Source organism: Streptomyces sp. NPDC026673 (genome assembly GCF_040638135.1).
Taxonomy (GTDB): domain Bacteria; phylum Actinomycetota; class Actinomycetes; order Streptomycetales; family Streptomycetaceae; genus Actinacidiphila.
On sequence record NZ_JBEZXR010000059.1, the window covers coordinates 1 to 23,459 of the forward strand.

Sequence of the window (23,459 nt, forward strand, 5' to 3'; positions counted from 1 at the left end):
GGGCCGCGCGGTCCGCCAGGTCCGCGGTGATCGCGTCCGGCGCGCCCTCGACGGGCAGCATGACGGGCGTTGTGGCCTCGGTGGAACCGATGAGGGCGGGTCAGTGCGGGAGGAGCCCCTGGCCGCCGTCGATGTCGTACGTCCCGCCGGTGAGCGCGTCGTTGCACATGATGTGCGTCGCCAGGGCGGCGACGTCCTCCGGGCCCACCACCCGCCGGATGGGAAGCGTGGCACGCAGTTCCTCGCGCCGGGCCTCGAGCCGGTCGCCGAGGAGCGAGGCCGACAGAGGCGTGTCGACGAAGCCGGCGGCGATGAGGTTCACCCGGATCGGCGCGAGTTCGAGCGCCAGGTTGGCGGTCAGGGCGGGCAGGGCCGCGGTGAGCGCGGTCGCGACGGCCAGGCCGACTCCGGGTCGTCGCGCGCCCGTGCCGCCGATGAACAGCAGGGTGCCCCCGGGCCGGACCCTGCCACGGCTGTGCAGGGCGACCCCGAGGGGCATGGCCAGACGCTCGCCGAAATGGCGGCTCGCCTCCGCGACGTCGATGTCGGCCAGGGGCATGTAGAAGGGGCCGCCGGCCGTGAGTAACACGTGGTCGACGGTGCCGGGCAGATCGCGGAAGAACCGCTCGAGGCGGTCGGTGTCGGTGGCGTCGAAGGCCGCGGTGCTCACCGGCCGGAGTTCGAGCGCGGCGCGCCGCAGCCGTTCGGGGTTGCGGCCGGCCAGCACGACCTCGCCGCCGCCGGCGCGTACGCGCCGGGCCGTGTCCAGGCCGATGCCCGCGCCGGCACCGATCACGACGACGGTCTGGCCGGTGAGGTCGTGCCGGTCGTGGTGCGTGTCGCCACCCGTCATCGGCACCTCCGGTCGTCGGTGAGCGGTACCGCGGCGGTGTGCGAGGGCCGGGCCGTCCGGGACGATCGGGGCCGTGGCAGCCCGCCGGGAACCGTCCGTGCCCGCCTGGCGACGGTGCGGAGGGTGCCGACGGTGCCGGTGAACGCCCGGTGCGCCCCGGCCGCTCCGGTGCCGGGCAGCGTCCGCACCGAACCGCCGCGGAGCCCGCGGTGGGCATCGGCGGCGAACGCGGCAGGCCCTGGGACGTCCATGGGGCACCTCCCCGGTGGAGGGGCGGAAGGCCGAGGACGGGCGGTCCCGCCGCGACGCGGCAGCCCCGGGCGTCCCTCCTCGAACGTATATCCCCCGGGTTTCCGCCACCAGCGGACGGCTCGGACCGCGGCCGGCGGCCGACCGCCGCCGGCGTGACCCGACCCGGCGCTGCGGGTGCGGTGGGGATCGCGGTGGGCGCGGCCGGAACCCGTGGGGCGGCTCAGCCGAGAGCGGGGGGATCCGCCAGGTCGAGGCGGTCGGGCGGCCGATGCGGCAGCGGGCGGGCGTCGGTGACGCGCAGCCCGTCGAGGGCCAGTTCGAGGTAGCGGCGCCAGGCCTGCGGCTCCGCGGCCAGCAGGGGCGCCGCCGTCTGGTGGATTCCGCCGAGCAGCAGCACGACGTCCGTACCCGTGATGTCACCGCGGACGGCGCCTTGTTCGCGCGCCCGGGCCGTGAGCGCCTCGGCGGCGACGCAGAGGCGGTTGATCGCGTCCCGTACCCCGGCGTGCTGCAGCGAGGGGCGGCCGATCACTTCGCAGAACGCGCGGTCGGCGGCGAGCACCTCGACGCCGTCGGCCATGAACTCCCGTAGCGCCGCTGCCGCGTCGTCGGCCTGGGCGAGACGGTCGGCGCTGTGGATGAGCTGGTCGAGCATCTGGAGCATGATCGCCGCGAGCAGGTCCTCCTTGGAGGCGAAATGGCGGAACACCGTGCCCTTGGCGAGGCCGGCACGCTGGGCGATCTCACCGATCGGCACGTCCACCCCCTGCTCGGCGAACGCCGCGGTCGCGGCCTCGAGCAGCAGACGGCGATTGCGCACCATGTCCGCCCGCTGGCCCGGAGCGGCCGTCCTCTCGGTCATGCGTGCCTCCTCCCGTCCCGTCAGGAGCCTACCACCAAGATGACCGGACGGTCAGATTAGCTGTTACGCTCAACATGACCCGGCGGTCACCTTCTGGCGCGCCGGCCGCCGGCCGTTGTCAGGGCGCCCGGCGGAACTCGCACGACACAACACGGACTCTTGGAGGAAAACGTGAGCGACACCATGGAAGGGAAGGTCGTCCTCGTCACCGGCGCGTCCTCGGGCATCGGCCAGGCCACCGCGCTGGCCTTGTCGAAGGCGGGCGCCCGGGTCGCGGTCGGCGCCCGGCGGGCCGACCGGCTGAAGTCCCTCGCCCAGGACGCCCCCGGCGAGATCCTCGCCTTGGAGTTGGACGTCACCGACCGCCAGTCGGTGAACGACGCGGTCGCGGCGACCGTCGAGCGCTTCGGGGCCCTCGACGTCCTGGTGAACAACGCGGGCGTCATGCTCAGCGGCCAGATCCTGGGCGCGGACACCACGGAGTGGACGCGCATGGTCGAGACCAACCTGCTCGGATCGATGTACGCGGTCCACGCCGCCCTGCCGCACCTGCTGCGGCACAAGGGTGCCGTGGTGCAGATCTCCTCGACCTCGGGGCGCACCGCCTCGGCGGCGAGCGCCGTGTACGCGGCCACCAAGTTCGGCATCACCGCCTTCTCGGAGGCGTTGCGGCAGGAGGTCACCGCGCAGGGCGTGCGGGTCATCGTCGTCGAGCCCGGATTCGTCGCGACCGAGTTGACCACGCACATCACCGACCCGGCCATCCAGGCCATGGCGAAGAGCATGGCCGAGTCCATGCGGACGCTCCAGCCCCAGGACATCGCGGAGGCCGTGCTGTACGCGCTCGCCCAGCCCGAGCACGTCGCCGTCAACGAGATCCTGATCAGGCCGACCGACCAGACCCGCTGACGCGGTACGCCAGGCGGCCCCGGCCCGGGGCCGCCTGGCGCAGTCGGCCCGCCGGATCAGAGGCCGGCGAGCACCGCGAACGGGTCGGCCGCGCCCCCGTTGTCGACGGCGGCGATCCTGCGCCTCAGGACGAAGGCGGCGCCAGGGTCGAGCGTCACCTCCCGCTGGGTCATCACCCAGATCCCGCAGGCGTAGGCGGTGAATCCCGGATCGTCGTAGAGGAGCCCGTAGGTCTGGCCGTCCGACCCGGTCATGCCCACCCATGGCGCGGTCGGCGTGAAGTCGGCCGGCGCGGAGGCGGTCACGGTGCCGTGGCCCGCGACGCCGCTGCGCTGGCCGGCGCCGTCGTGGTCCAGGACGTCACCCAGCCAGAAGGTACGGGCCTCGGTGCCGCGGTTGGTGAAGACGCTCTCGGCGGTGACCCAGGGCTCGGCGTCGCGCAGGGCGAAGGTCGTGATCACCTCGATGTCCGGCACCTGGGTGCTCGCCCCGGTGGCCCGCGCGGAGGCTACCGGGCCGCCGGCGGAGAGCACCTCCAGCGCGGTCGACCGCACGGTCAGCTGCTGCCATGCGTTGCTTCCGCGCGGCCGGGCCGTCGACGCGTACGGCAGGTTCATCCAGTCCAGCTGGTCGAGGTGGCCGACGGCCGCCAGGTCCAGCGGCTTGCCCAGGGTGACCCCGGGCAGTTGGGGGTCCTGGGAGCCCGCCGACACGGCGAGCGACAGCATGGAGTTGGACAGCGTGACGTCCGTGGCCGCCGCCTGCGCCTGCGGACCGGGCACCGGTCGGCCGGTGCCGGCCCGTACGGCGGCGCGCGTCAGGGCCACGTCGCCCCGGGTCTGTGCACCCGCGCGCACGATGGCCGTGGCGGCCTCCGGTTCGTAGCCGACGCCGCCCACGGCGACCGTGTACTGTCCGGGCGGCGCGAAGGCGAGGTACTCGCCGGTGGCGTCGGTGGTGACGGCGGCGAACCGGGTGCCGTCCGCCGCGGTGACCGTCACCTGGACGTTGGCCACGGGCTTGCCGGTCACCCGGTCGGTGATCCGTCCGACCAGCCCGTCCCCGGCGTCGATCCGACGCGCCCCGGGCCTGCCGTCCCGCACCTCGAAGGCGGCGATGGTGAAGGCCGGGGAGGCCGCGTCGTCGCCCTTGAGGACGATGCGCAGGTCGGCGCGCCAACGGTCGCGGGTGACGTCGCAGATCACATAGCCGCGGTAGGTGCCGTTGTAGAACTTCACATGCGGGTTGGCGACGAGACCCGCCCGGACATCCGCGTCCCAGCCGGCTCCCGAGGAGATCGACGTGCCCACGAACTCGGTGGCGACGACGGGGGAGCGCGGGTCATCGAAGTCCGTCTTGAGATCGTTGACCCAATGGGTGTGCCAGTCGCCGCTGAGCACGACGGGGTTGGTCACGTCGCGGTCGGCGACGAAGTCGAGGATGCGGGCGCGGGCACCGGCATAGCCGTCCCACTGGTCGAGGTTGACGATCTTCCCCGGCCCGAGGTCGTAGTCGAAGGCGGCCATGATGGTCTGCTGGGCTATGACGTTCCAGCGGGCCTTCGACCGGTCCAGGTTGTCGAGCAGCCACTTCTCCTGCGCGGGACCGGTCATCGTGCGTTCCGGGTTCCAGACCTCGGGGCCCGGCTCCTTGCGTCCGTCCCCGTAGGCCTGGTCGGTGCGGTACTGGCGGGTGTCGAGCACGCTGAACTCGGCGAGCCGGCCGAAGCGCACCTGACGGTACATCTGGGCGTCGGGGCCGGTGGGACGCTGCTCCGGACGGAGCGGCAGGTGTTCGTAGTAGGCCTGGTAGCCGTTGGCCCGGCGCTCCAGGAAGGGGCGGCCGTCGCCGGTGCCGCCGGGCACGTCGGCCGCGTAGTTGTTCTGGACCTCGTGGTCGTCCCAGGTGACGAAGAACGGGAAGCGCGCGTGGGCGGCGCGCAGTTCGGGTGAGGTCTTGTAAAGGGCGTGCAGCCGGCGGAACTCGGTGAGGCTGCCGTTCGTCGTCTCGTAGATGTAGTCGCCGAGGTGGAGGACGAAGTCCAGCTCCTGCTCGGCCAGGTCGCGGTAGGCGGGGTAGGCGCCGCCCGTCCACGACTGGCAGGAGACGAACGCGAACCGCAGGCGGTCGGCCTTCGCCCCCGGCGGGGGCATCGTGCGGGTGCGGCCGGTGCGGCTGACGGTCCCGTCCTGGCGGAAGCGGTACCAGTACCAGCGGTCGGGGGCCAGGTCGTCGACGACGACGTGCACGGTGTGCGCGGACTCGGGCAGCGCGGTCACCGCCCCGCTCGCGACGACGTGCCGGAAGGACTCGTCGCGTGCCACTTCCCACCGCACCTCGACCGGCGTCGCCGGCATGCCGCCGGTCTCCGCGTCGAGGGGGTCGGGGGCCAGGCGCGTCCACAGGACGACACTGTGGTGGTCCGGGTCGCCGGAGGCCACGCCGAGCGTGAAGGGAGCGGGGTCCAGTTCCGCGGCGCGCGCGGAGAGCGCCTCGGTGAGCTGGCCCGTGGCGATGACGCCGAAGGTGCCGCCCGCGAGGGCCAGGAAGCGGCGGCGGTCGAGGGTGCGCAAGGGGGAGCTGGTAGTCACGCCCCAAGATCGTGCAAGGCCGCGCACCTGATGGGGTGTCGGCGCAGGGAACGCAGGGTGTCCACCTCATGGCGACACGCCCGGCCCCGTCCTCACGGCACCGGTGGGTTCCCGGCCTCCACGGTCCGGTTCGCCTGCCGCCGCAGGTTGAGTTGGGTGGGTGGTGGATGGGTGGGTGGGTGGGTGGTTCGGCTGTCCCGCCGTCTCGCTCCCTTCGGTCGCACAGCGGCGGGCTGCGGAGGGGAGGGTGGGGGCGACTCTCGTCCGGCGTGTGCGGGTGGGTGCGTGGTTGGGGTTCAGGCTCCGGAGCGGGGTGCCCTTCCGGTGGCGGGGGTCTCGTTTCCGTCCGCGCGTAGAGATGGCCGCTTCCACGCCTTCGCTGGGTGGTGGGCGCGCCCGCCGTGACCGGCGTCTGCGGCTGATTCGAGGTGCTGTTGAGGGGTGGGCGGGACATCGGGCTCGCTTTCGCCGACATAGTCGGTGAAACAGAGCCCGATCTTGAAGCCAGGGAAGATCGGGCCCGCTTTCACCGACTATGTCGGCGAAACAGAGCCCGATCTCGGTAGACCACCCGCCGAGCCCGCTTCCTGCCGGGGAATCACCCGCAGACGCCGGTTACGGCGGGCGCGCCACCCACGGAGGGTGGGCGTGGCAACCAGCCATCTATACGCGCGGACGGCAACGAGACCCGCGCCGCCCCCAAGGCAACCCGCTCCGGCGCCTGAACACCCGCCACGAACCGGCCCGCGCTCTGCCGACCCGCCCCAGGCCGCCACCCTCCCGTCCGCAGCCCGCGTCTTTTGCGCCCGAAGGGCGCGAGGCCGTTCACGTCGATCACCGCGGCATCGCAGCCGCGACAGGCGAACGGGCCGGGTACGAGCCGGCGGAGCCGGATCCCACCCGGCCCGACGGCGCCTACGGGAGGTTCTCGGTGACGACCTCGTGGTTGGGGCTGAAGATGACGATCCTCTCCAGCAAGTCCCCCCTGGTGTGAAGGACCTCCCAGCCCACGGACGTCTTGTCGCCGGGGAACTCCACGTCCCAGCGGAACATGATGAATTCCCTGTTCTTGTGGTGGCTCTCGACCACGATGCTCACGGGCGGCGCCTTCTGCTGCACGACGCCGATGTAGTCGTTGAGGGCGTCGCGGCCGACGAAGACGTTGTCGGGCTCGGGCTCCATGAAGACGAAGTCCTCTGTGTAGATGCCCTCCATCGCCTTGGCGCGCGCGACCGGATCCGGGATCATCCAGACCTGCAGGTGCCTGGCCGTGAGCAGCCTGGCGCGGTCCGAGGCGTCGGTCAGGGTCAGGCTGAGCTGGGAGATCCGCCCGTCCCCGTCCAGGACGACCGCGGCGTCGCCGCTCGCAGAGAACTCCTTGCCGTGCAGGTCCACCCCGGCCTCACTCCAGTGGGCGGTGACCGCCTCGCCGGATTCCGCCGAGGCGGTCCAGGAATGCTTGATCTCCCTGCGCTTGCCCGCCTTCGTCCGGTGGAAGGCGAGGGCCCGCTCACGGCCCTGGACGAACTCTCCGCAGTGCAGCAGTAGCATGTTCTCCGCGAAGAGGTCGTGAAGGTCGTCGAGTGCGGACGGATCGCCGCCGGCGGAGTCCACGATCTGGAAGTAGCGGGCGAGTGGGTTCGTCATCGGTTCCCTTTCTGGATCGGGTCGTTGGCGCTGCGCGTTCCTCGTTCCCGAGGGGCGTGACGATGAAGGCCGCGAGCATATGCTCGTAAGGTGCGGCAGCGGTCGGCCGTGAAGTCCTCCGGCTCGCGGGGTCGTCGCCGGTGCGCGAGGCGCCTCGTTCCACTTGCGAGTATATGCTCCTATTGATCGGCCCGATGACCGCCCCCGGCCGGTGACGCCGTTGAGCCTTGAGGCGGGATCGACGACTTCCGCAGGGGCCTGCTCGGCGGGGTCCTCGCCCCGGCTGCCCGCTGCGGCGCGGACGTTGGCCGTTCGTCACGGAGCGGACGTGAGGCCGTGGCGGTGCGCCATGGCCGCCGCCTCGGTGCGGCCGCAGGCGCCGAGTTCGGCCAGGATGCGGGAGACACGGGTGCCCGTGGTCTTCTGCGCGTGTACGGCACGCCGACCCCGCCCGCGTCGGTTCCCGACCCGGCGCGGCCGGGCCCGTTACGCGGTGACGGGCCCGGCCGGTCGATCGCTCGGGGCTCCGGACGCGCCGAGGACGTGGCACGCGGCCGCACTCACGCGGCGTGGTGGGCGAGTTCCGCGTGCGGGTCGGCCATGCCCGGGACGGGGGCCGGATCGGCGTGCACCAGGGCCGCGGTCAACCGGGGCACCGCGTGCAGCAGGGCGTGCTCGGCCGCGACGGCGACACGATGGGCCTGGCGTACGGTGAGGTCCCCGTCGACGACCACGGCGACCTCGGCGCGCAGCCGGTGCCCGATCCACCGCAGGCGCAGCTCGCTCACCTCCCGGACCCCCGGCACATCGCGCAGGGCGCGCTCGGCGTCGTCGACGAGTGCCGGGTCGACGGCGTCCATGACGCGGCGGAAGACCTCGCGCGCGGCGTCACGGAGTACCAGCAGCATGGCCGCGGTGATCGCGAGGCCCACGATCGGGTCGGCCGTCCGCCAGCCCAGCGCGGCGCCCGCGGCGCCGAGCAGGACGGCCAGGGAAGTGAAGCCGTCGGTGCGGGCGTGGAGGCCGTCGGCGACGAGCGCGGCCGAGCCGATCCTCCGCCCGACGCGGATGCGGTAGCGGGCCACCCCTTCGTTGCCGACGAATCCGACGACCGCCGCGACCGCCACGGCGGGCAGATAGCCGACGTCCTGCGGATGCAGGAGCCGGTCCACGGCGGTCCAGGCGGCGAAGCCCGCCGACGCGGTGATGGTCAGGACGATGGCGATCCCGGCGAGGTCCTCGGCCCGGCCGTAGCCGTAGGTGAAGCGCCGCGTGGCGGCCCGCCGCCCGAGGAGGAACGCGACGCCGAGCGGGAGCGCGGTGAGGGCGTCGGCCGCGTTGTGCACGGTGTCGCCCAGGAGGGCGACCGAGCCGGACAGGGCGACGACCGCGGCCTGGGCGATCGCGGTGACGCCGAGAACGGCCAGCGAGATCCACAGGGCCCGCATGCCCTCGGCCGAGGACTCCATGGCCCGGTCCACCTTGTCGGCGGACTCGTGCGAGTGCGGGCGCAGCAGGTGCCCCAGCCGGTGGCGCAGGCCCGCCCGGTTCCGGGGGCCGTGGCCTTCGGCGTGGCCGTGCTCGTGCTCGTGGCCTTCGGCGTGGCCGTGCTCGTGCTCGTGACCTTCGGCGTGGCCGTGCTCGTGGGTGTGCCCGTGTCCGCGCCCATGGCCGTGGTCGCGCTGGGGGTGCGTCTGCCGGCCGTTCATCGGACCGCCTTCCGGGGAGTCGTGGGTGGACAGGGGATGAGCCTTCCCTTCATTATGTGCACATGAACGCACGCATGCACGTGTCACCTGCGCATGGTGCGCATCCGCGAGAACCGGGCACCGAGCCGTACGCCCGCGGGGCCGAGATCCTGAGCCTGCTGGCGGACCGCACCCGCCTCGCCGTGCTGCACACGCTGAGCGCCGGCGAGGCGGACGTCTCCACCCTGACCGCGAGGGTCGGCGCCGCACGCCCCGCCGTCAGCCAGCACCTGGCCAAACTCCGGCTCGCCGGGCTGGTCTCCTCGCGCAAGGAGGGTCGCCGGGTGATCTACGGACTCTCCGACGGGCACCTGCGCAGGCTCGTCGACGAGGTGCTCAACCTCGCGGATCACCATCCGAGCGGCAAACCACCGCACGGCTGAGGCCGTTCCGGCATGTTTCATGGCGTAATGTGCGCCGTGTGCGAGGCCGCCACCGCGGAACGTGCCCGACGTTCCTCGCTGCGCTGCTGGCCGCATTCCTCTTCACCGTGGCCGGCTCATCCGCGCACGTCCACAGAGGCCTCACCGCACATGTGCACCTGACGGGCGCGGAGGAGAGGCCGCATCCCCTCGCGCCCCACCATCCTGGCGAGGACTGCTCCCCGGGAAGCTCCGAGCTGCCGGGATCGCGCACCGGACCGCGCGAGCACGGAGCCGGCCCCGCGCAGACCGGGGCCGCCGGACCGGTGCCCGGTCCGATGCCGGGCGCGCGCCGCGCGCTGCGGAGCGACCCCGCCCCCGACGCGCGCATAGCCTCCGCGGCGCAGTCCGTTCTCTGCCTCTGGCGCATCTAGAGGACCGCCGCCCGGACCGGCTGACGGTCCCTCACCCCCGCCCGCCCGCACCCGGGCCGGTGAGCCGCGCACGGCACTCTTCCCGATTCCAGAAAGCAGACGCCATGAACGACCCCACCATCGGCCGCGATCTCGCCTCCGCGGTCGGCAACACGCCCCTGCTGCGGATCTCCCACCCCGTCACCGCCCCCGACCGCGGATTCTGGGCGAAGCTGGAGGGCGCCAACCCCGGCGGCATCAAGGACCGCCCCGCCCTCCACATGGTCGGGCGCGCCCGCGAGCGCGGCGATCTCCTGTCCGGCGCGACGATCGTCGCGTCCACCAGTGGCGCCTTCGGCCTCGGACTGCTGCTCGCCGCACAGGTCTTCGGCCATCCCGTCACGCTCGTGACCGACCCGGACGTCGAGCGGGACACCAAGCGCCTGCTGCGCGCACGCGGCGCCCGCCTCGACGTCGTCCGCGACGCCCATCCCCACGAGGGCTGGCAGGAGGCCCGGCGCCGTCGCGTGGCCGAACTCCTCGCGGCCGAACCCGGGGCGTGGTGCCCCGACCCCTACGACAACCCCGACGCCGCGGACGCCTACACGCCTCTGGCCGCGGAACTCGTCGGGCAACTCGGGCGGATCGACGTCCTGGTCACCTGCGTCGGCACCGGCGGTCACTCCGCGGGCGTCAGCCGCGCCCTGCGCGCCGGCAACCCCGACCTGCACGTCATCGGAGTGGACGCCGTCGGTTCGAGCACGTTCGGCCAGCCCGTCCGGCCCCGGCTGATGACGGGCCTCGGCAGCAGCGTCCACTCCCGCAACGTGGCCTACGACCAGTTCGCGGAGGTGCACTGGGTCGCCCCCGGCGAGGCCGTCCACACCTGCCGCGCGCTGGCCCGCTCCCACTACGCGTCGGGAGGCTGGAGCGTCGGTGCCGTCGCCCTCGTCGCCGGATGGGCCGCCCGCACCCACCCCGCGGACGCGCGTGTCGTGGCCGTCTTCCCGGACGGTCCGCACCGCTACCTCTCCACCGTCTACGACGACGACTACTGCCGGGATCACGGGCTGCTCGGCGTGGTCCCCGCGGCTGAGCCAGCGGAGATCGGCTCACCCACCGAGGCGGAGGTCGTCCGCTGGACCCGCTGCCGCAAGGTGACGGCTCCGTTGACGGCCCGGATCGCCCCTCCGGCCGTCCCCGTGGACGCGTCCGAAGTGGTGTGACGTCGGCCCGGATACCTCACCCCGGGGGGTGCCACGGCAGCGGCGCCGGTGGGGGACCGCGGGAGCGGCAGGCTCCTCGCGGCCCCCGCCGGCGCGCGCCTTGGGCGCCCTCCGGCTCAGCTTCGGCGGGCGAGGAACGGGCCGAGCAGCGCGGCGAGTTCGGCGGGTGCGTCCAGTGCGATGAGGTGCGCCGCCGTGGGGAACTCGACCAGGGTGGCGTCGGGGATCTCGGAGGCGTAGCGCCGGGCGATGTCCTGGAAGTCGGCGACGTCCAGCTTGCCGATTCCGACCAGTGTGGGGACGGAGAGGGCCGCGATGTCACCGGTCGCGGTGCCCTGCGAGTGCGTCGCGACGGTGTCCTGGTTCACCAGCGACGTCCGTACCGGGCCGCTGAGCCGGTCGGCCAGTCCGGCGGCGACGTCCTCCCATCCGCGAGCCGGCCCGCGCAGCCACATGTCCAGGTTGATGCGGGTGGCGGCGTCCAGGTCGCCCGAGGCCAGGGCCGCCGTTTCCGCCTCGTCGTAAGCGACCATCGCCGCGGACCAGTGGTATCCCGGCCATGGCGGGGCGAGCAGTGCCAGGGAGTGCACCCGGCCGGGGTGGGTGAGAGCGAAGTCCACCGCGACGCGGCCTCCCCAGGACGCGCCGACGAGCCCGACGCGCTCGTGGCCGAGATGGTCCAGCAGACGCTCCAGATCGTCGGTCTCACTGAACGGCCCGGTCGGTGGCGCGGATTCACCGAAGCCGCGCAGGTCGTACCGGATGACGGTGTGCCGTCGTGCCAGCTCGGGCACGACCGCGTCCCACATGCGGTGGTCGGCGACGCCGGCATGCACGAGTACGACGGGTGGTCCGTCGCCGGCGACGACATAGGAGAGGTGCCCGAGATCATCGGCGAGAGTGAGCATCCGTGGATCTTCGCAGGGGGGCTGCGCTCGTGCCAGTGCATATGGGGGCGCGGCATCCTCCTCTTCGCCGCACGGCGGTGCGAGTGCGCCGGGCGGGGCCGGACGTCGCGGTTCCGTGGTATCCAGGCCTCAGTTGAGGCGATCGACCGGCGGGGGGCGCGGTGGGCGGCAGGCGCGGGGTCATACGGGCGGAGGTCGTGGCGGCGGCTGCGGTGCTGGCGTTGGCGGGCTGTACGTTCAGCGAAGGTGGCGATTCGGCGGCACCGTCGTACGGCGTGGCGGCCACCCCGAGCGAGTCCGCCGCGCCCGCGCCGTCCGGCTCGCCCTCCGGTCTTCCCTCGGCCTCCGCCTCGGCTTCCGCCTCCGCCTCGGCTTCGGCCCCCGCCTCGGCATCCGCCTCCGCGTCGGCCGGCCGCGGGCCGTCGCCGGTACCCGTGCGCGGACCGGACCACAAGCTGGTGATCATGACGGTCAGCGGTGGCTTCGCGGGCGTCCACCGGCAGCTGATCCTCCGGGGTGACGGCACGGTCTACACCGGCGAGAAGGGCCGGCCGGTCGTGCGTCGCATCGGTGCCGCCCAGTTCCTGAAGGTGCGCACGCTGCTCGGCGACCCGGCGCTGGACGAAGTCGCCGACTTCACGATGGACATGAGCGCGAAGGACATGTTCCAGTACACGCTGACGTTCGACGGTCGCACGGTCATGACGGACCGCTCGCACAGGGAGCCCGCGCTGGACCGGCTGATCGACGCCCTCAGCCGGTGGCTGCCGGATCGCTGACCGCCTCGTCCGCCCGCGGTGCGGTCAGACGCCCGCGGTGTGCCAGCGGACGCCGGTCAGCTGCTGCGACCGTTCCCACAGACGACGGCCGAGCTCGGGATCCCGGGCCGCCGCCGACAGCTCCACGAGTGCGGGATACCCGGATCGTCCGCCCCGGCCGTCAGGCCCGATGTACGAGCCGCCGGCGAGACCGGGCTCGGTCGCCGCGAAGAGCTGGGGCAGCGCTCCCCGCTCCGGACTCTGCGCGAAGAGCCTGCCGGAGACGCGCATCGCGACGCCCGTGATCCCGGTGCCCTTGCTCTGCATCGGCGTGTTGCTGTAGCCCGGGTGCGCCAGGACGCTGGTGATCGGCGACGACGAGGACCGCTCGCGGCGGGCGAGCTCCACGCCGAAGACCGCGTTGGCCAGCTTCGAGGCCGAGTAGGCGGCGAGAGGCGTGTACTTCCGCGACCACGCGACGTCGTCCAGGTCGAGTTCGCCCTTCTCGTGCATGTACGAGGTCACGGTGACCACCCGCGGCGCCTCCGACCGGCGCAGCGCCGGTTCCAGCAGCGCCGTGAGCGCGAAGTGGCCGAGGTGGTTCGCGGCCAGATGGCGCTCCGCGCCCTGGGCGGTCACGGCGTGCTCGACCATGGAGATGCCCGCGTTGTTGACCAGTACGTCGACGGAATCCTCCGCGCCGATCTCCTCCGCCGCGCGGCGGATCGAGTCCGCGTCCAGCAGATCGACCCGACGCACCTCCACCTCCGCCCCGTGATACGCCCTGCGCAGTGAGGAGGCCACCGCCTCTCCCCGTGCCGCGTCGCGGACAGCGAGCAGCACCCGACCGCCGTGCGCCGCGAGCTCGCGCGCCGTCACCAGGCCGAGACCGCTGGTCGCACCCGTCACGACGAACGTGCGGCCGTGCTGTTCGCCCATCCGGTCCGCGGTCCATCCGCCACCGCCCGGCCGGCTTGCGTTCCCCCTGGAACCCGTCGTCATCTCGTGATCTCACATTCCTGTCGGCATGGTCTCGATCAACCCGCTCCTGCGGGTCTGGGGCCGTGGAAGACGCTAAACCTTTCCATTAGTGTGAAGGTCAAGCGGCCGTCGGTGAGGTCGCCGGCCGGTGCGGCGGTGAGCCGCGCGCCGTCCGCACGGACGTCTGGTTACGGAGAGCGATGTGAAGATCGGGGACCTGGCCGCGAAGACGGGTGTCGCACCGCGGCTGCTGCGCTACTACGAAGAGGTCGGCATCCTGCACCCGTTCCGGAGCGGCAACGGATACCGCACGTACGGCGAGCCCGCCGTCGACCGGGTGCTGCAGATTCGTGAACTCCTCGAAGCCGGTCTGACGACGGCGATGATCCGGGAGGTCCTGCCCTGCCTCGACGCCGCGGAGGAGGAGAAGAGGGAGCCCCGGGAGTGCCCCGCGGCAGCGGATCTGGACGGCCTGCGGCGTCAACTCGGCAGCATCGAACGCCGCATCGACGTGCTGCAGCGCAACCGGCAGGCGATCGAGACGTTCCTGCGCGCCTGTGATGACGCCGCGCCCGCCGCGCCCGCCACATCCGCGGCCGCCGAGGGAGCCGCCCGCCCGGTCCTGCGGTGACGGAGGCGAGCCGAAACCGTACGCCGGACGAATCCGCGGAACGCCACGGGAAATCGAGGTGAAGGAAAGGGATCCGAGGCGTATCCACAAGGGAAATCGCAAGTGAATTCGTTCCGCCGTGACGCGGTGTCCGACCGCCGTGAGGTGGATATCACCCCTGGTCCGCCCGGGCGTGCTTTCCGTGCCATGTGACAATTTTCCGGCCGAGCGCCACCTCACGCAGAGAGCAAGAAGATCCCGATGCACATCTCGGTGTACACGGCCGACGACGTCGGCGACGGCAGCCCCCGGGGGCTGGTCGGCCGCGCGGCGGACGTGGACCGGGTCGAGGGTCTGCTCGGCGCGGGTGACGCCGCGGGCGCGGTGCTGCTGTCGGGTGAGCCCGGTGTGGGCAAGACGGCGCTGCTGAACGAGCTCGCCCGCAGGGGGTCCGCGGCGGGTGCCAGGGTGCTGCGCGCGGCGGGTGCGGAGTCCGAGAGCGACGTGGCGTACGCGGGACTCAACCAGCTGCTGCTCCCGCTCTGGGAGGAGAGCGATCCGCAGACGCTGGAAGACGCGCACCGCGAGGCGTTGCGCGTGGCGCTGGGCTTCGGCACCGGAGCGCCGCCCGAGCGGTTCCTCGTCTCCAACGCCGCGCTGGCACTGCTCCGCCGCGCGGCCGCCGCCACGCCGATTCTGCTGATCGTCGACGACCTCCAGCGGTTGGACCCGGCGAGCGCCGCCGTGCTGGGTTTCGCGGCACGCCGGCTGCGGGGAAGCCGCATCAGGTTCCTGGCCGCGGCCCCCAGGGGGTGCCGTGGCCACGTCGAGGACGGCGTACGCACCGAACACGAGGTGCCGCCGTTGGACGAGGAGGCGTCCCGGGTCCTGGTCGGCTCGTGCCATCCGGACCTCGCGGTGTCCGTCGTGGACTGCGTCATCGCCGCGGCGCAGGGCAATCCGCTGGCCCTGGTCGACCTGCCGGCCGTCCTGAGCGGTCCGCAGCGTGCCGGTGCGGAGCGGCTGCCCGCCGTGCTGCCGCTCAGCCCGCGCCTCCGCGAGGTGTTCGGCTCGCAAGTGGCGGGCCTGCCCGCGGCCACGCGCCGGCTGCTGCTGGTGTCCGCGCTGGAGGGGACGGGGGACCTGGGCGTCCTGCGATCAGCCGCACAACGGCTCGGTGCCGGGGCCGATCTGGCGGACATCGAGCCCGCCGAGCGCGACGGACTCGTGCGGTTCGAGGAGCTCGACCACCGGTTGAGCTTCCGGCACCCCTTGCTCCGCGCCGCGGTGATCGAGGCGTCCACCGCCTCGGAGCGCCGCGCCGTGCACCGCGAACTCGCCGAGGTGCTGCACGAGCGGCCCGAGCAGCGCGCGTGGCACCTGGGGGAGGCGTGCGTGGAACAGGACGAGGACGTCGCGGCGTTGCTGGAGGGCACCGCCCACCGGGTCCTGCGGCGCGGCGACGCCATGGCGGCGATCCGGTCGCTCACCAAGGCCGCCCACCTGAGTCCCGGCGCGGCCGACCGTGCCCGCCGGCTGTCCGCTGCCGCCTACGTACGGGCGGACGCCTCGGGTGAACTCACCGTGGCCTCCCGGCTTCTCGACGACGCCCGGCGCTTCGGCTCAGACGACCGGGCCTCCCTCTACTCGGCGGCTGTCGCGGTCCACCGGATGCTCAACGGCGAGGGGCACATCGACACGGCCCACCGGGTGCTCCTCGGCGCACTCGAAAGCTGCGACCACCGCTACGAGGCCTGCGACCCGGCCCTGAACGAGGCCCTGCACCTGCTGTTGCTGCTGTGCTGCCTGGGCGGCCGGGAGGAGTTGTGGACGCCCCTCCACCGGTTCCTCGACCGGCTCGGATCCGACGCGCCGCGCCTGCTGGCGGTGAACGTCGCCACCCAGGGCGATCCCGCGCGCACCGCCGTGGCGGTGCTGGGCGACCTCGACGAACTGATCGCGGACCTGCCGCAGGAGACGGCGCCGTCGCGGATCACCCGGATCGGCACCGCGAGCATCGCCGCCGACCGGTTCTCCGGAGTGCGCGACGCCGTCCGGCGCATCCCGCCCCAGGGGCGCAGGCGGATCGTCACCCTCCCGCTGCTGTGCACGGACGCGTTCCTCGCGGGCCGGTGGGACGACACGACGGAACTGGCCGACGAGGGTCTGCGCCTGTGCAAGGAGCTCGCCTTCGAGGCCGTGTCCTGGTACTTCCTCTACTACAAGGCCGTCGTCGCGGCGGCGCGCGGCGAGAGCGGCACCGCCGTGGCGGCGGCGGAGGCGATGGCCTCCTGGGGGACGTCCCGCGGCGCGCGCCATCTGGTGACCCTGGCGGATCACATCCGGGTGCTGGTCGCGCAGGCCGAGGGCGACTTCGAGGGCGCCTACCGGCACGCGGTGGCCATCAGCCCGGCCGGTGAGCTGGCCCCCTACACCCCCGTGGCGCTGCTGGTGGTCCTGGACGTGGTGGAGGCGGCCGTACGGACCCGGCGGCACGCGGAGGCGGCCGCCCATGTGGCCGCCGCCCGGCACGCCGGCATCGAGGCGCTCTCCCCGCGCAGGGCCATGTTCGCCGACGCCTCCGCCGCGATGGCCGCCGAAGCGGACGAGGAGGCGATCGGCCTGTTCGAGCGAGCCCTGTCGCACCCCGGCGTCCGGCAGTGGCCGTTCGACCGGGCACGCGTGGCCCTGGCCTACGGCGAGCGCCTGCGCAAGGCGCGATCGACCACCGACGCCCGGGCGTCGCTGTCCGAAGCGCTGACCGCCTTCGAGGAACTCGGTGCCCGGCCGTGGGCGGACCGGGCGATGCGCACCCTCCAGGCGACCGGTTGGATGGTCAGACGCGCCGACGGGCCGGGATCCGTCAGCCTCACTCCGCAGGAGGCCGAGATCGCCCGACTCGCGGCCTCGGGTCTCACCAACAAACAGATCGCCGGGCGGCTCTACCTGTCCCCCCGCACCGTGGGGGGCCACCTGGGCAGGGTCTTCCCCAAACTCGGCATCACCTCACGGGCGGCGCTCCGCGACGCCCTGATGAGCAGGGGCGAGCGCTAGCGCGGCGCCGGCCGCACCGACCCGGGGACTGCAGGGTCGGGCAAGGGGCCGTGCACGACGGGGCAAGGAGCGCGGCGGGGCCGCTGCCTACGGTCGAGGTGTCCCATCACGAGTGGGACCCCACTGCGCGGGTCCGGGACCGCTCGCGGATCCGTCGGCGCCCGGCCCCGCGCACGATCCTGAGGAAGTGACGCCGATGACGGAGATCGAACAGTTCGAGGAGGGATCGGACGACGGGCAGCCCTTGCGGTACCTGGCCTTCGCGGGCGGTCTGGCGTGGATCCTGCTGGTCTGCGCGGTCTGCGTGACCCTGCCGCTGTACTCCCATCCGAGTCTGGCGTGCGGTCTGGCGCCGCTGGTCACGGCGGGGGTCGTGGCGGTGGTGCTGGGGCGGGTGAAGGACCGCTACCGCCACCGGGCGGCACGGGCGTGTGCCGTGTCGGACACCGTGCGGCGGGTCCTGCTGCGGCCGCTGCCCGGGCGCATCGGCGCACTGGGGCTCGCCTCCGTCTACCGTGCCTGCGGCGGCCGCGGGCAGGTCGGCGGGGACCTGTACGCGGTGGCGCGGACGGGCGGGGCGACCCGCCTGATCATCGGAGACGTCTGCGGCAAGGGCCTGCCCACGTTCGGGGACGTCGCGGCGGTGCTCGGGGCCTTTCGTGAGTGGGCCCCGCGTGCCGCCGGGCTGGCCGAGCTGTCCGCGCGACTGGAGGAGAGTTTCCTGCGCCACGTCGCCGAGACCGACGAGACGGAATGCGACAAGGACGAACGCTTCGTGACGGCGCTCCTGCTGGAGGTGCGGGACGGCGAACGGCTCGCCCGCATCGTCAACCACGGCCATCCGCCGCCGGTGCGGGCCCGCAGCGGGACCGTCGCCCTGGTACCGGGCCGCCCGTCACCGCCACTGGGGCTGCGCGCCCTGCGGGGCTGCGGCGTCATCGAGGAGCGCTTCGAACTGGCCCCCGGCGACGCTCTGTTGCTCTACACCGATGGGCTCGTCGAGGCCCGCGACGCCGCCGGGCGCTGCTATCCGCTGCTGGAGCGCGCGACGGCGTGGCGGTGGATCCGGCAGGGCGCGCCCCACCACGAAGGGCTGCCGGACGCGCTCGGCGAGATCCTCCGGGACCTCGTCGCCCACGCCGGGGCGCTCCCGCAGGACGACCTCGCGATGGTCGCGCTGACCCGAGTGGAGGAGCCGGCCGCCGCCGCGCTGCCCCGGCCGGCCGGGAACACCCGGCACGGGGACACGGGGCCGCTGCGGCGGGGCTGATCATCTGTCAGGCTGCCGGTGGAGGAGGCCGGTGGCCTGCCGGGGGACCGCCTGCAGGACCCCCGCCTGCCGCCACTCCGCGGGCGACAGCCCGTAGACCGACCGGAAGGTGCGGCTGAAGTGCGCGTGGCTGGCGAAGCCCCAGCGGTGCGCGATCGCGGCGACCGTCAGTCCTGTGAACTCCGGGCGTACGAGATCCCTGCGGCAGGCCTCCAGCCTGAGGCGCTGGATCCACCGGCCGATGGTCATGGGCTCGCTCTGGAAGACCTGGTACAGGTAGCGGACGGAGATGTGGTGAGCGGCGGCGATCGAGGCCGGGGTGAGGGCGGGATCGTCCAGGTTGTCCCGGATGTACGCGCGCACGTGCTGCAGCAGGGCCCGTTCGACCGCGCCCTGCTCCCCCGTATCGCCCTCGAGGGCGACCAGGGCCGTCAGCACGTCGACGATCCCCTGCCGGAGGAACAGCTTCGAGTCCGGAACGCAGACGCACTGGTCCGTCACCGTCACGAGTCCGTTCACATATGACGCGAGGATCCCGCCGACCCCGTGGCCGGTGGAGTAGGTCCGGCCGGTGGCCTGGCGCAGCAGCGAGTCGGGGAGGTCCAGCATCCGGCGCGGGACCGCGGCCACGTGCTGCCGCACCGGGCCGGGGAAGTCCAGGACGTAGGGCCTGCGGGTGTCGAGGATGACGAGTTCGCCGACGGCGACCGGTGTCACCCGGCCGTCCTGCGCCGCGATGCTTTCCCCGGTGCGCTGCAGGCTCAGGATCAGCGCATCGTCGCCGTCCGCGGCGATGAGCGGCGCGGTCCGCGCCAGCTGCTGCGGGCCGGCCTCGAGGTCGCCGACCGGGACGCCGGCAACGCAGGCGTGTCGTATCGCCCCGCGGAGCTCGTCCTTCTCCCGGGCGCGGATCTCGAGCCGGGTGAACGCCTTTCGTACGGCGTCCCGCCAGAGCTCGGTCCTGTCGGCGGGCGGCAGGGTGTCTGTGCAGAATGCTTCGATCACGATGGCCTCGCGAACTGGGAGGAGTTTCCCGGGTCCCCGGGGCCCGCGTCGCGGCGCGTCCGGCCGCGTGCGGCCCATACGGGGAACCCCTTTCGCGGCCACCGTAGGATCCGGGCGAGGCCGCCGCGGGTCCGGCCGGCGGGGACTGCGGCATCCCCGCAGACATTGCCGGGGAAACCCGCAAACATGAAATCGTCGCATTGGGATGCGCGTCACATTCGGTGAAATGCGCGCGAATTGAATATCGGGGGAAATGTCACAGCGGGAAACGTGCGCCAATCGGGGATCGAGTCGCCGAATTCGGTGACGGCGCGGTCGCGCGGCCCGGCGTCTCGGTGGGCCCCGGTGGCACCCCCGGGGGGCCGGCCGCCCGCCTCGGCAGGTCGGTGGAGACCGGGCGGCGGGGCGGCCGGGTGATCGGGGGCCGGGCGACCGGGGGCAGGGCTCAGCGGCCGACGCGCGGGGGCGTGGTCGTTCCGTGGACCTGGCGGGCGTGGGAGGCGTACCGGCGGCGGCCCAGAACGGGGACGATCAGCCGGACGGGCAGCGGGGCCGTGGCCAGGACCGCCTTGACGACCTCCGGATCGCCCTCGTACATCGCCATCCCGAAGACGAGCGGCAGGTCCTGCTTCGGCGTGGCCTCCATCCCGTGCTCGCCGAGTCGGTGCCATTCCGCCGCGGTGACGTGTGCCTCGGCCAGCGGAAGGATCTCGCGCTCCTCCGCCGCCATGTGCTCCAGGAGCACGGTCAGCAGCCGCTCGAACGCCTCGGCGAGCTCCTCGCCGCCCTGCCCGGTGGAGCGCCATGCTCCGAGCAGTCCGGTCGCCTCCGTGTGAGCCTCGTCGATGGCGTGGTGGTGCTGCTCCATCCTCGGCACGATGGCCGCCGCCTCCGCGCCGGCGCGCTCGACGAGCTTGGGCCAGAGCAGCAGGTCCTCGCCCTCGTGGTGGTTGTGGAGGACGCGGCACAGCATCGCGGCGTGGGCACCGACGACCTCCGCGCGCCGCGTGTCGCCCGGTGCGACGCCGCGGATGAGCTCGGGGAGCAGCCGGAACTCCCGGCGCAGCGCGGTGTGCGCCAGGAACATGTCGCGTGTGTCGGCCATGGGTTCATCGACGAGTGGAGCCATTGTCTCTTCCTTCTGTGGCCGCCTCGCATCGCGAACGAGGACGCGGCCGGTGTCGGGCACGCCCCTGCGCGGGCAGACACCCGGCGGCATGCGGAAGCGTCGCCGGCGGTGCCTGGGACGCCCCTCGTTCGCGCGGAACGCGCGCGGGTTTCGGGGGCAGGGGCGAACGCGGATGCGCCGTCGCTCCCGCTATGGCCACTGTGCCGGCGGTGCCGTGGCCGCCGCATGCGTCACATGCCCCTGAGTCGAGACCGCCCCTTGGGTCGTCTGACGCTCCCGCCGCCGCGGGCCCGTCCGGTCAGGCGCTCTCGGCAGAGCCCGGGCCCGCGCGAACTTCGCACCGGGGGTCCGGTCCGCCGCCCGGTGAGGGCGGATGCGGGCCCACCACCGCGCGTGGTGGTGGAGAGTACGGCCATGGAGTTCTTCTGCTACCACCGCGATCGGCCGGGCTCGTTGGCGCTGCGCCAGGAGTTGCTGGAAGACCACTGGTCCTACATGGACCGGTACGAGAAGGAGATGATCGCCCGGGGTCCCACCCTCGCCCCTGGCAGCGGCGAGCCCACCGGCAGTGTGCACATCGTCGACCTGCCGGATCCCGCGGCCGCCCGCGCGTTCGCCTTCGACGAGCCCGGCCATCAGGCGGGCGTGTACCGGGACGTGCTGTTGCGCCGGTGGCGCAACCTTCTGGGGCGCACCATGTGGGATTTCCCGGGTGGCCGTACCGGTGGCGACCGCTTTCTGGTGCTCGGCCTCGGCATGGGGCAGAGTGCCGACCTGGTCGTGCCGCCCGGCCGGGACGAGCTGGTCGCGTACGGCCCGTTGCTGTCCGACGACGGGAGCCTGTGGCTCGGTACGGCGGCGCTCGTCCGGGCGCCGGACCAGGACTCGGCCCGCGCCGTCCTGACCGCGGGCGCGTATGCCGATGTCGAGGTCCACCGGTGGCAGTTCGGCGGCCGGCAGTCGTGAGCCGAGGGTGCGCCCGCGCCGCGGGTGACAACTGAGGCCCGGGCGTGCCGGGCGCGTATGCGCGCTGTTCCCGGTCGCTCGGTCGCCGGCCCGCGGGCCCTCGGGCCCCGGGTCAGGGGACCGGGTCGAGCCCTTGGACCGCCCTGTCGGCGTGGGCGGCCGCCTCCCGGGCCCATCGAACAACCGCCCCGGCCGCCCCGTAGCCCCACCGCACCCGCCCGGGTCAGGGCGGGGCGGCGCCCGGCGGGACCCGGGGCAACCCGGAGCGCGCATCGGGCGGATCCGCCGACGAGACGTCGATCACGCTCTGAACTGCGTCAACGCCGGATGATGACGCCACAAATCGGGATACGATGCGTCGGCATCCGGCCCGGACACGCGCCGGGAGACGCGCGCGACCGCCCGAGGGCGGTGCGATGGCACAGCGGAACGGAACGGATTTCGTCCCCGGGGCAACCGAACAGGCGCCCCACCCGGTTGAGGCGGATGTGAAGGCGGAAGCAGGGACAGGGACGCGATGGCGAGGACAGCACGTTGAGGGACGCGGCACCGGACTTCGAGGAGTTCGTCACCGCGCGCGGGCCGAGGCTGCTCAGAGTCGCCTGGCTGCTGACGGGAGACGCGCACCTGGCGGAGGACCTGCTCCAGACGACACTGGCGAAGGTGTGGCCGCGATGGCGCTCGATAGCCGGCGAGAACCCCGAGGCGTACGTGCGCAAGGCCCTGGTCAACACGCACGCGTCGTGGTGGAGGCGGCGCTGGCGGGGCGAGGTGCCGCACGGCGACGTCCCGGTCGTGGCGGCGGCCGGCGACCCGTTCGCCTCCGTCGACCTGGAGCAGTCGCTGGCGGCCCTGGTACGGCGGCTGCCACCTCGGCAGCGTGCCGTGGTCGTGCTGCGCTACTTCGAGGATCTGAGCGTCGAGGAGACCGCCCACGTACTGGGCTGCCGCCCCGGTACGGTCAAGAGCCAGGCGGCCAAGGCACTGGGCATGCTGCGTACGGAGCTGGCGGCGGTGCCGAGCCTGGTGGAAGGGGGTGACCGACATGGGGAACGTACCTGTGCGTGACGGCGGTGGGTACCGGCCGGAGGACGAGGACACGGAGGCGGAGCGCGAGCTCGGGGTCCTCCTGGAGCGCGCCGTGCCGCAGATGCCCGCCCCCGCCGACCGGATGTCCCAGATCAGGCGGCGGGTCCAGCGGCGCCGCAAGCGCCGGCTCGCCGCGGCGACGGCGGGCACGGCGGCCGTCGTCGGCGCCGCGCTGCTCACGCTGGGCGGCGTGTTCGTGCCGGGAGCCGGCGATCCGCACCGGGAGGCATCCGTGCCGCCCGCCGCGGCGCCCACGGTCCCGTCCCCGGAGGCGTCCGGATCCGGCGGCCCGTCGCCCACCCGGGCCGCCGACGGGGCCACCACGGTCCACCTCAAGGACATGTACGGCCTGACGCTGCGGCTGCCCCGCGGCTGGACGGGTTTCACCGGCCTGGACCCCGACGCGATGATGATCGGCTTCCTCTCGCCGCAGCCGATGCACACCTACAAGTCGTGCGACGCCGCCGCCGACACGGGCTACTCGGCCTGCCCGCCGGTCACCGAGCTGCGCAAGGACTCGGCTCTGATCTACGTGCACAAGACGATGACCACGAAGACCGACGGTGAAGCCGGATTCGACGGCACCGTCGAGATGAAGGCCGGCAAGGGCTGCCGGATCCTCAAGGGCGACGTCGAACTGCAAACGTTCGGCGGCATTCCCACGAAGAAGGACCGGCCCCTGATGCTCCGGGTCGACGTCTGCCTCCGCGAGCCGACGGAGAACACCATGGCCGTGATCACCAAGGCCCTCGCGACGGCGGAGTTCCGGTAGGAGCGGTCCGCCGCCGCCGGGTGTCGACGTCGCCGTCCGCCGCGGGTACGGCTC

At 73.3% G+C, this 23,459-nt stretch carries 19 protein-coding genes; 10 read left to right on the forward strand and 9 right to left on the reverse strand.

Translation table 11 applies throughout. The annotated features are described in order from the left end of the window. Positions 1–100: 100 nt before the first annotated feature. Positions 101–853 carry an SDR family oxidoreductase gene (locus AB0F62_RS30895; protein ID WP_361806596.1) on the reverse strand — a complete coding sequence of 251 codons (753 nt, stop codon included), beginning with the start codon at positions 851–853 and terminating at the stop codon, positions 101–103. Between the two features lie 472 nt (positions 854–1,325). After that, complete coding sequence (locus tag AB0F62_RS30900) at positions 1,326–1,967, reverse strand: helix-turn-helix domain-containing protein (protein WP_361806599.1); 642 nt, start codon at positions 1,965–1,967, stop codon at positions 1,326–1,328. Positions 1,968–2,138: 171 nt separating this feature from the next. Between AB0F62_RS30900 and AB0F62_RS30905 the strand changes: the two genes are divergently transcribed. Next, entirely contained in the window at positions 2,139–2,876 is a 738-nt protein-coding gene (locus AB0F62_RS30905) for an SDR family NAD(P)-dependent oxidoreductase (protein ID WP_361806602.1), read from the forward strand. 56 nt (positions 2,877–2,932) lie between these two features. Here AB0F62_RS30905 and AB0F62_RS30910 read toward each other — a convergent pair whose 3' ends face one another. The 3 genes from AB0F62_RS30910 to AB0F62_RS30920 all read right to left on the reverse strand — a co-directional run bounded on the left by AB0F62_RS30910 (position 2,933) and on the right by AB0F62_RS30920 (position 8,823). Continuing rightward, positions 2,933–5,467 (reverse strand): alkaline phosphatase D family protein, encoded by a 2,535-nt coding sequence (locus AB0F62_RS30910; protein WP_361806605.1) that lies wholly within the window; start codon positions 5,465–5,467, stop codon positions 2,933–2,935. 915 nt (positions 5,468–6,382) lie between these two features. Beyond that, complete coding sequence (locus tag AB0F62_RS30915) at positions 6,383–7,114, reverse strand: hypothetical protein (protein ID WP_361806608.1); 732 nt, start codon at positions 7,112–7,114, stop codon at positions 6,383–6,385. 560 nt (positions 7,115–7,674) lie between these two features. Continuing rightward, positions 7,675–8,823 carry a cation diffusion facilitator family transporter gene (locus AB0F62_RS30920; RefSeq protein ID WP_361806611.1) on the reverse strand — a complete coding sequence of 383 codons (1,149 nt, stop codon included), beginning with the start codon at positions 8,821–8,823 and terminating at the stop codon, positions 7,675–7,677. 62 nt (positions 8,824–8,885) lie between these two features. Here AB0F62_RS30920 and AB0F62_RS30925 point away from each other — a divergent pair, with 62 nt between their 5' ends. Together AB0F62_RS30925 and AB0F62_RS30930 are read left to right on the forward strand one after the other, a co-directional pair. Then, complete coding sequence (locus AB0F62_RS30925) at positions 8,886–9,245, forward strand: metalloregulator ArsR/SmtB family transcription factor (RefSeq protein ID WP_361806614.1); 360 nt, start codon at positions 8,886–8,888, stop codon at positions 9,243–9,245. 517 nt (positions 9,246–9,762) lie between these two features. Then, positions 9,763–10,863 (forward strand): PLP-dependent cysteine synthase family protein, encoded by a 1,101-nt coding sequence (locus tag AB0F62_RS30930; RefSeq protein ID WP_361806617.1) that lies wholly within the window; start codon positions 9,763–9,765, stop codon positions 10,861–10,863. A 116-nt stretch (positions 10,864–10,979) separates the two neighbouring features. On the opposite strand, the gene AB0F62_RS30935 is transcribed toward AB0F62_RS30930, so the two are convergent. After that, positions 10,980–11,771, reverse strand: a complete 792-nt coding sequence (locus AB0F62_RS30935; RefSeq protein WP_361806620.1) for an alpha/beta hydrolase — start codon at positions 11,769–11,771, stop codon at positions 10,980–10,982. 464 nt (positions 11,772–12,235) lie between these two features. Between AB0F62_RS30935 and AB0F62_RS30940 the strand changes: the two genes are divergently transcribed. Next, positions 12,236–12,550, forward strand: a complete 315-nt coding sequence (locus tag AB0F62_RS30940) for a hypothetical protein (protein ID WP_361806623.1) — start codon at positions 12,236–12,238, stop codon at positions 12,548–12,550. 24 nt (positions 12,551–12,574) lie between these two features. On the opposite strand, the gene AB0F62_RS30945 is transcribed toward AB0F62_RS30940, so the two are convergent. Then, positions 12,575–13,531 (reverse strand): oxidoreductase, encoded by a 957-nt coding sequence (locus tag AB0F62_RS30945; RefSeq protein WP_361806626.1) that lies wholly within the window; start codon positions 13,529–13,531, stop codon positions 12,575–12,577. Positions 13,532–13,712: 181 nt separating this feature from the next. Here AB0F62_RS30945 and AB0F62_RS30950 point away from each other — a divergent pair, with 181 nt between their 5' ends. The 3 genes from AB0F62_RS30950 (at position 13,713) to AB0F62_RS30960 (ending at position 18,444) form a co-directional block, all read left to right on the forward strand. Next, complete coding sequence (locus tag AB0F62_RS30950) at positions 13,713–14,141, forward strand: MerR family transcriptional regulator (RefSeq protein WP_361806629.1); 429 nt, start codon at positions 13,713–13,715, stop codon at positions 14,139–14,141. Between the two features lie 240 nt (positions 14,142–14,381). Then, positions 14,382–17,174, forward strand: a complete 2,793-nt coding sequence (locus AB0F62_RS30955; RefSeq protein WP_361806632.1) for an AAA family ATPase — start codon at positions 14,382–14,384, stop codon at positions 17,172–17,174. A 196-nt stretch (positions 17,175–17,370) separates the two neighbouring features. Further along, positions 17,371–18,444, forward strand: coding sequence for a PP2C family protein-serine/threonine phosphatase (locus AB0F62_RS30960; RefSeq protein ID WP_361806635.1), 1,074 nt, complete (start codon positions 17,371–17,373; stop codon positions 18,442–18,444). Here AB0F62_RS30960 and AB0F62_RS30965 read toward each other — a convergent pair whose 3' ends face one another. Together AB0F62_RS30965 and AB0F62_RS30970 are read right to left on the reverse strand one after the other, a co-directional pair. Further along, positions 18,445–19,449 (reverse strand): helix-turn-helix domain-containing protein, encoded by a 1,005-nt coding sequence (locus AB0F62_RS30965; RefSeq protein ID WP_361806638.1) that lies wholly within the window; start codon positions 19,447–19,449, stop codon positions 18,445–18,447. A gap of 445 nt (positions 19,450–19,894) precedes the next feature. Beyond that, complete coding sequence (locus AB0F62_RS30970; protein ID WP_361806642.1) at positions 19,895–20,578, reverse strand: hemerythrin domain-containing protein; 684 nt, start codon at positions 20,576–20,578, stop codon at positions 19,895–19,897. A gap of 414 nt (positions 20,579–20,992) precedes the next feature. Between AB0F62_RS30970 and AB0F62_RS30975 the strand changes: the two genes are divergently transcribed. From AB0F62_RS30975 to AB0F62_RS30985, 3 genes are all read left to right on the forward strand, one after another. Beyond that, entirely contained in the window at positions 20,993–21,544 is a 552-nt protein-coding gene (locus AB0F62_RS30975) for a YciI family protein (protein WP_361806741.1), read from the forward strand. 534 nt (positions 21,545–22,078) lie between these two features. Beyond that, positions 22,079–22,612 carry a SigE family RNA polymerase sigma factor gene (locus tag AB0F62_RS30980; protein ID WP_361806645.1) on the forward strand — a complete coding sequence of 178 codons (534 nt, stop codon included), beginning with the start codon at positions 22,079–22,081 and terminating at the stop codon, positions 22,610–22,612. Then, positions 22,590–23,405, forward strand: coding sequence for a hypothetical protein (locus AB0F62_RS30985; RefSeq protein ID WP_361806648.1), 816 nt, complete (start codon positions 22,590–22,592; stop codon positions 23,403–23,405). Before AB0F62_RS30980 ends, AB0F62_RS30985 begins: the two co-directional genes overlap by 23 nt. Positions 23,406–23,459 lie beyond the last annotated feature (54 nt).

Coding starts and splice junctions, on each gene's coding strand:
- AB0F62_RS30895 (WP_361806596.1), bottom strand. CDS start 853: ATGACGGGTGGCGACACGCACCACGACCGGCACGACCTCACCGGCCAG.
- AB0F62_RS30900 (WP_361806599.1), bottom strand. CDS start 1,967: ATGACCGAGAGGACGGCCGCTCCGGGCCAGCGGGCGGACATGGTGCGC.
- AB0F62_RS30915 (WP_361806608.1), bottom strand. CDS start 7,114: ATGACGAACCCACTCGCCCGCTACTTCCAGATCGTGGACTCCGCCGGC.
- AB0F62_RS30920 (WP_361806611.1), bottom strand. CDS start 8,823: ATGAACGGCCGGCAGACGCACCCCCAGCGCGACCACGGCCATGGGCGC.
- AB0F62_RS30925 (WP_361806614.1), top strand. CDS start 8,886: ATGAACGCACGCATGCACGTGTCACCTGCGCATGGTGCGCATCCGCGA.
- AB0F62_RS30930 (WP_361806617.1), top strand. CDS start 9,763: ATGAACGACCCCACCATCGGCCGCGATCTCGCCTCCGCGGTCGGCAAC.
- AB0F62_RS30935 (WP_361806620.1), bottom strand. CDS start 11,771: ATGCTCACTCTCGCCGATGATCTCGGGCACCTCTCCTATGTCGTCGCC.
- AB0F62_RS30940 (WP_361806623.1), top strand. CDS start 12,236: ATGACGGTCAGCGGTGGCTTCGCGGGCGTCCACCGGCAGCTGATCCTC.
- AB0F62_RS30945 (WP_361806626.1), bottom strand. CDS start 13,531: ATGACGACGGGTTCCAGGGGGAACGCAAGCCGGCCGGGCGGTGGCGGA.
- AB0F62_RS30955 (WP_361806632.1), top strand. CDS start 14,382: ATGCACATCTCGGTGTACACGGCCGACGACGTCGGCGACGGCAGCCCC.
- AB0F62_RS30960 (WP_361806635.1), top strand. CDS start 17,371: ATGACGGAGATCGAACAGTTCGAGGAGGGATCGGACGACGGGCAGCCC.
- AB0F62_RS30970 (WP_361806642.1), bottom strand. CDS start 20,578: ATGGCTCCACTCGTCGATGAACCCATGGCCGACACACGCGACATGTTC.
- AB0F62_RS30975 (WP_361806741.1), top strand. CDS start 20,993: ATGGAGTTCTTCTGCTACCACCGCGATCGGCCGGGCTCGTTGGCGCTG.
- AB0F62_RS30985 (WP_361806648.1), top strand. CDS start 22,590: ATGGGGAACGTACCTGTGCGTGACGGCGGTGGGTACCGGCCGGAGGAC.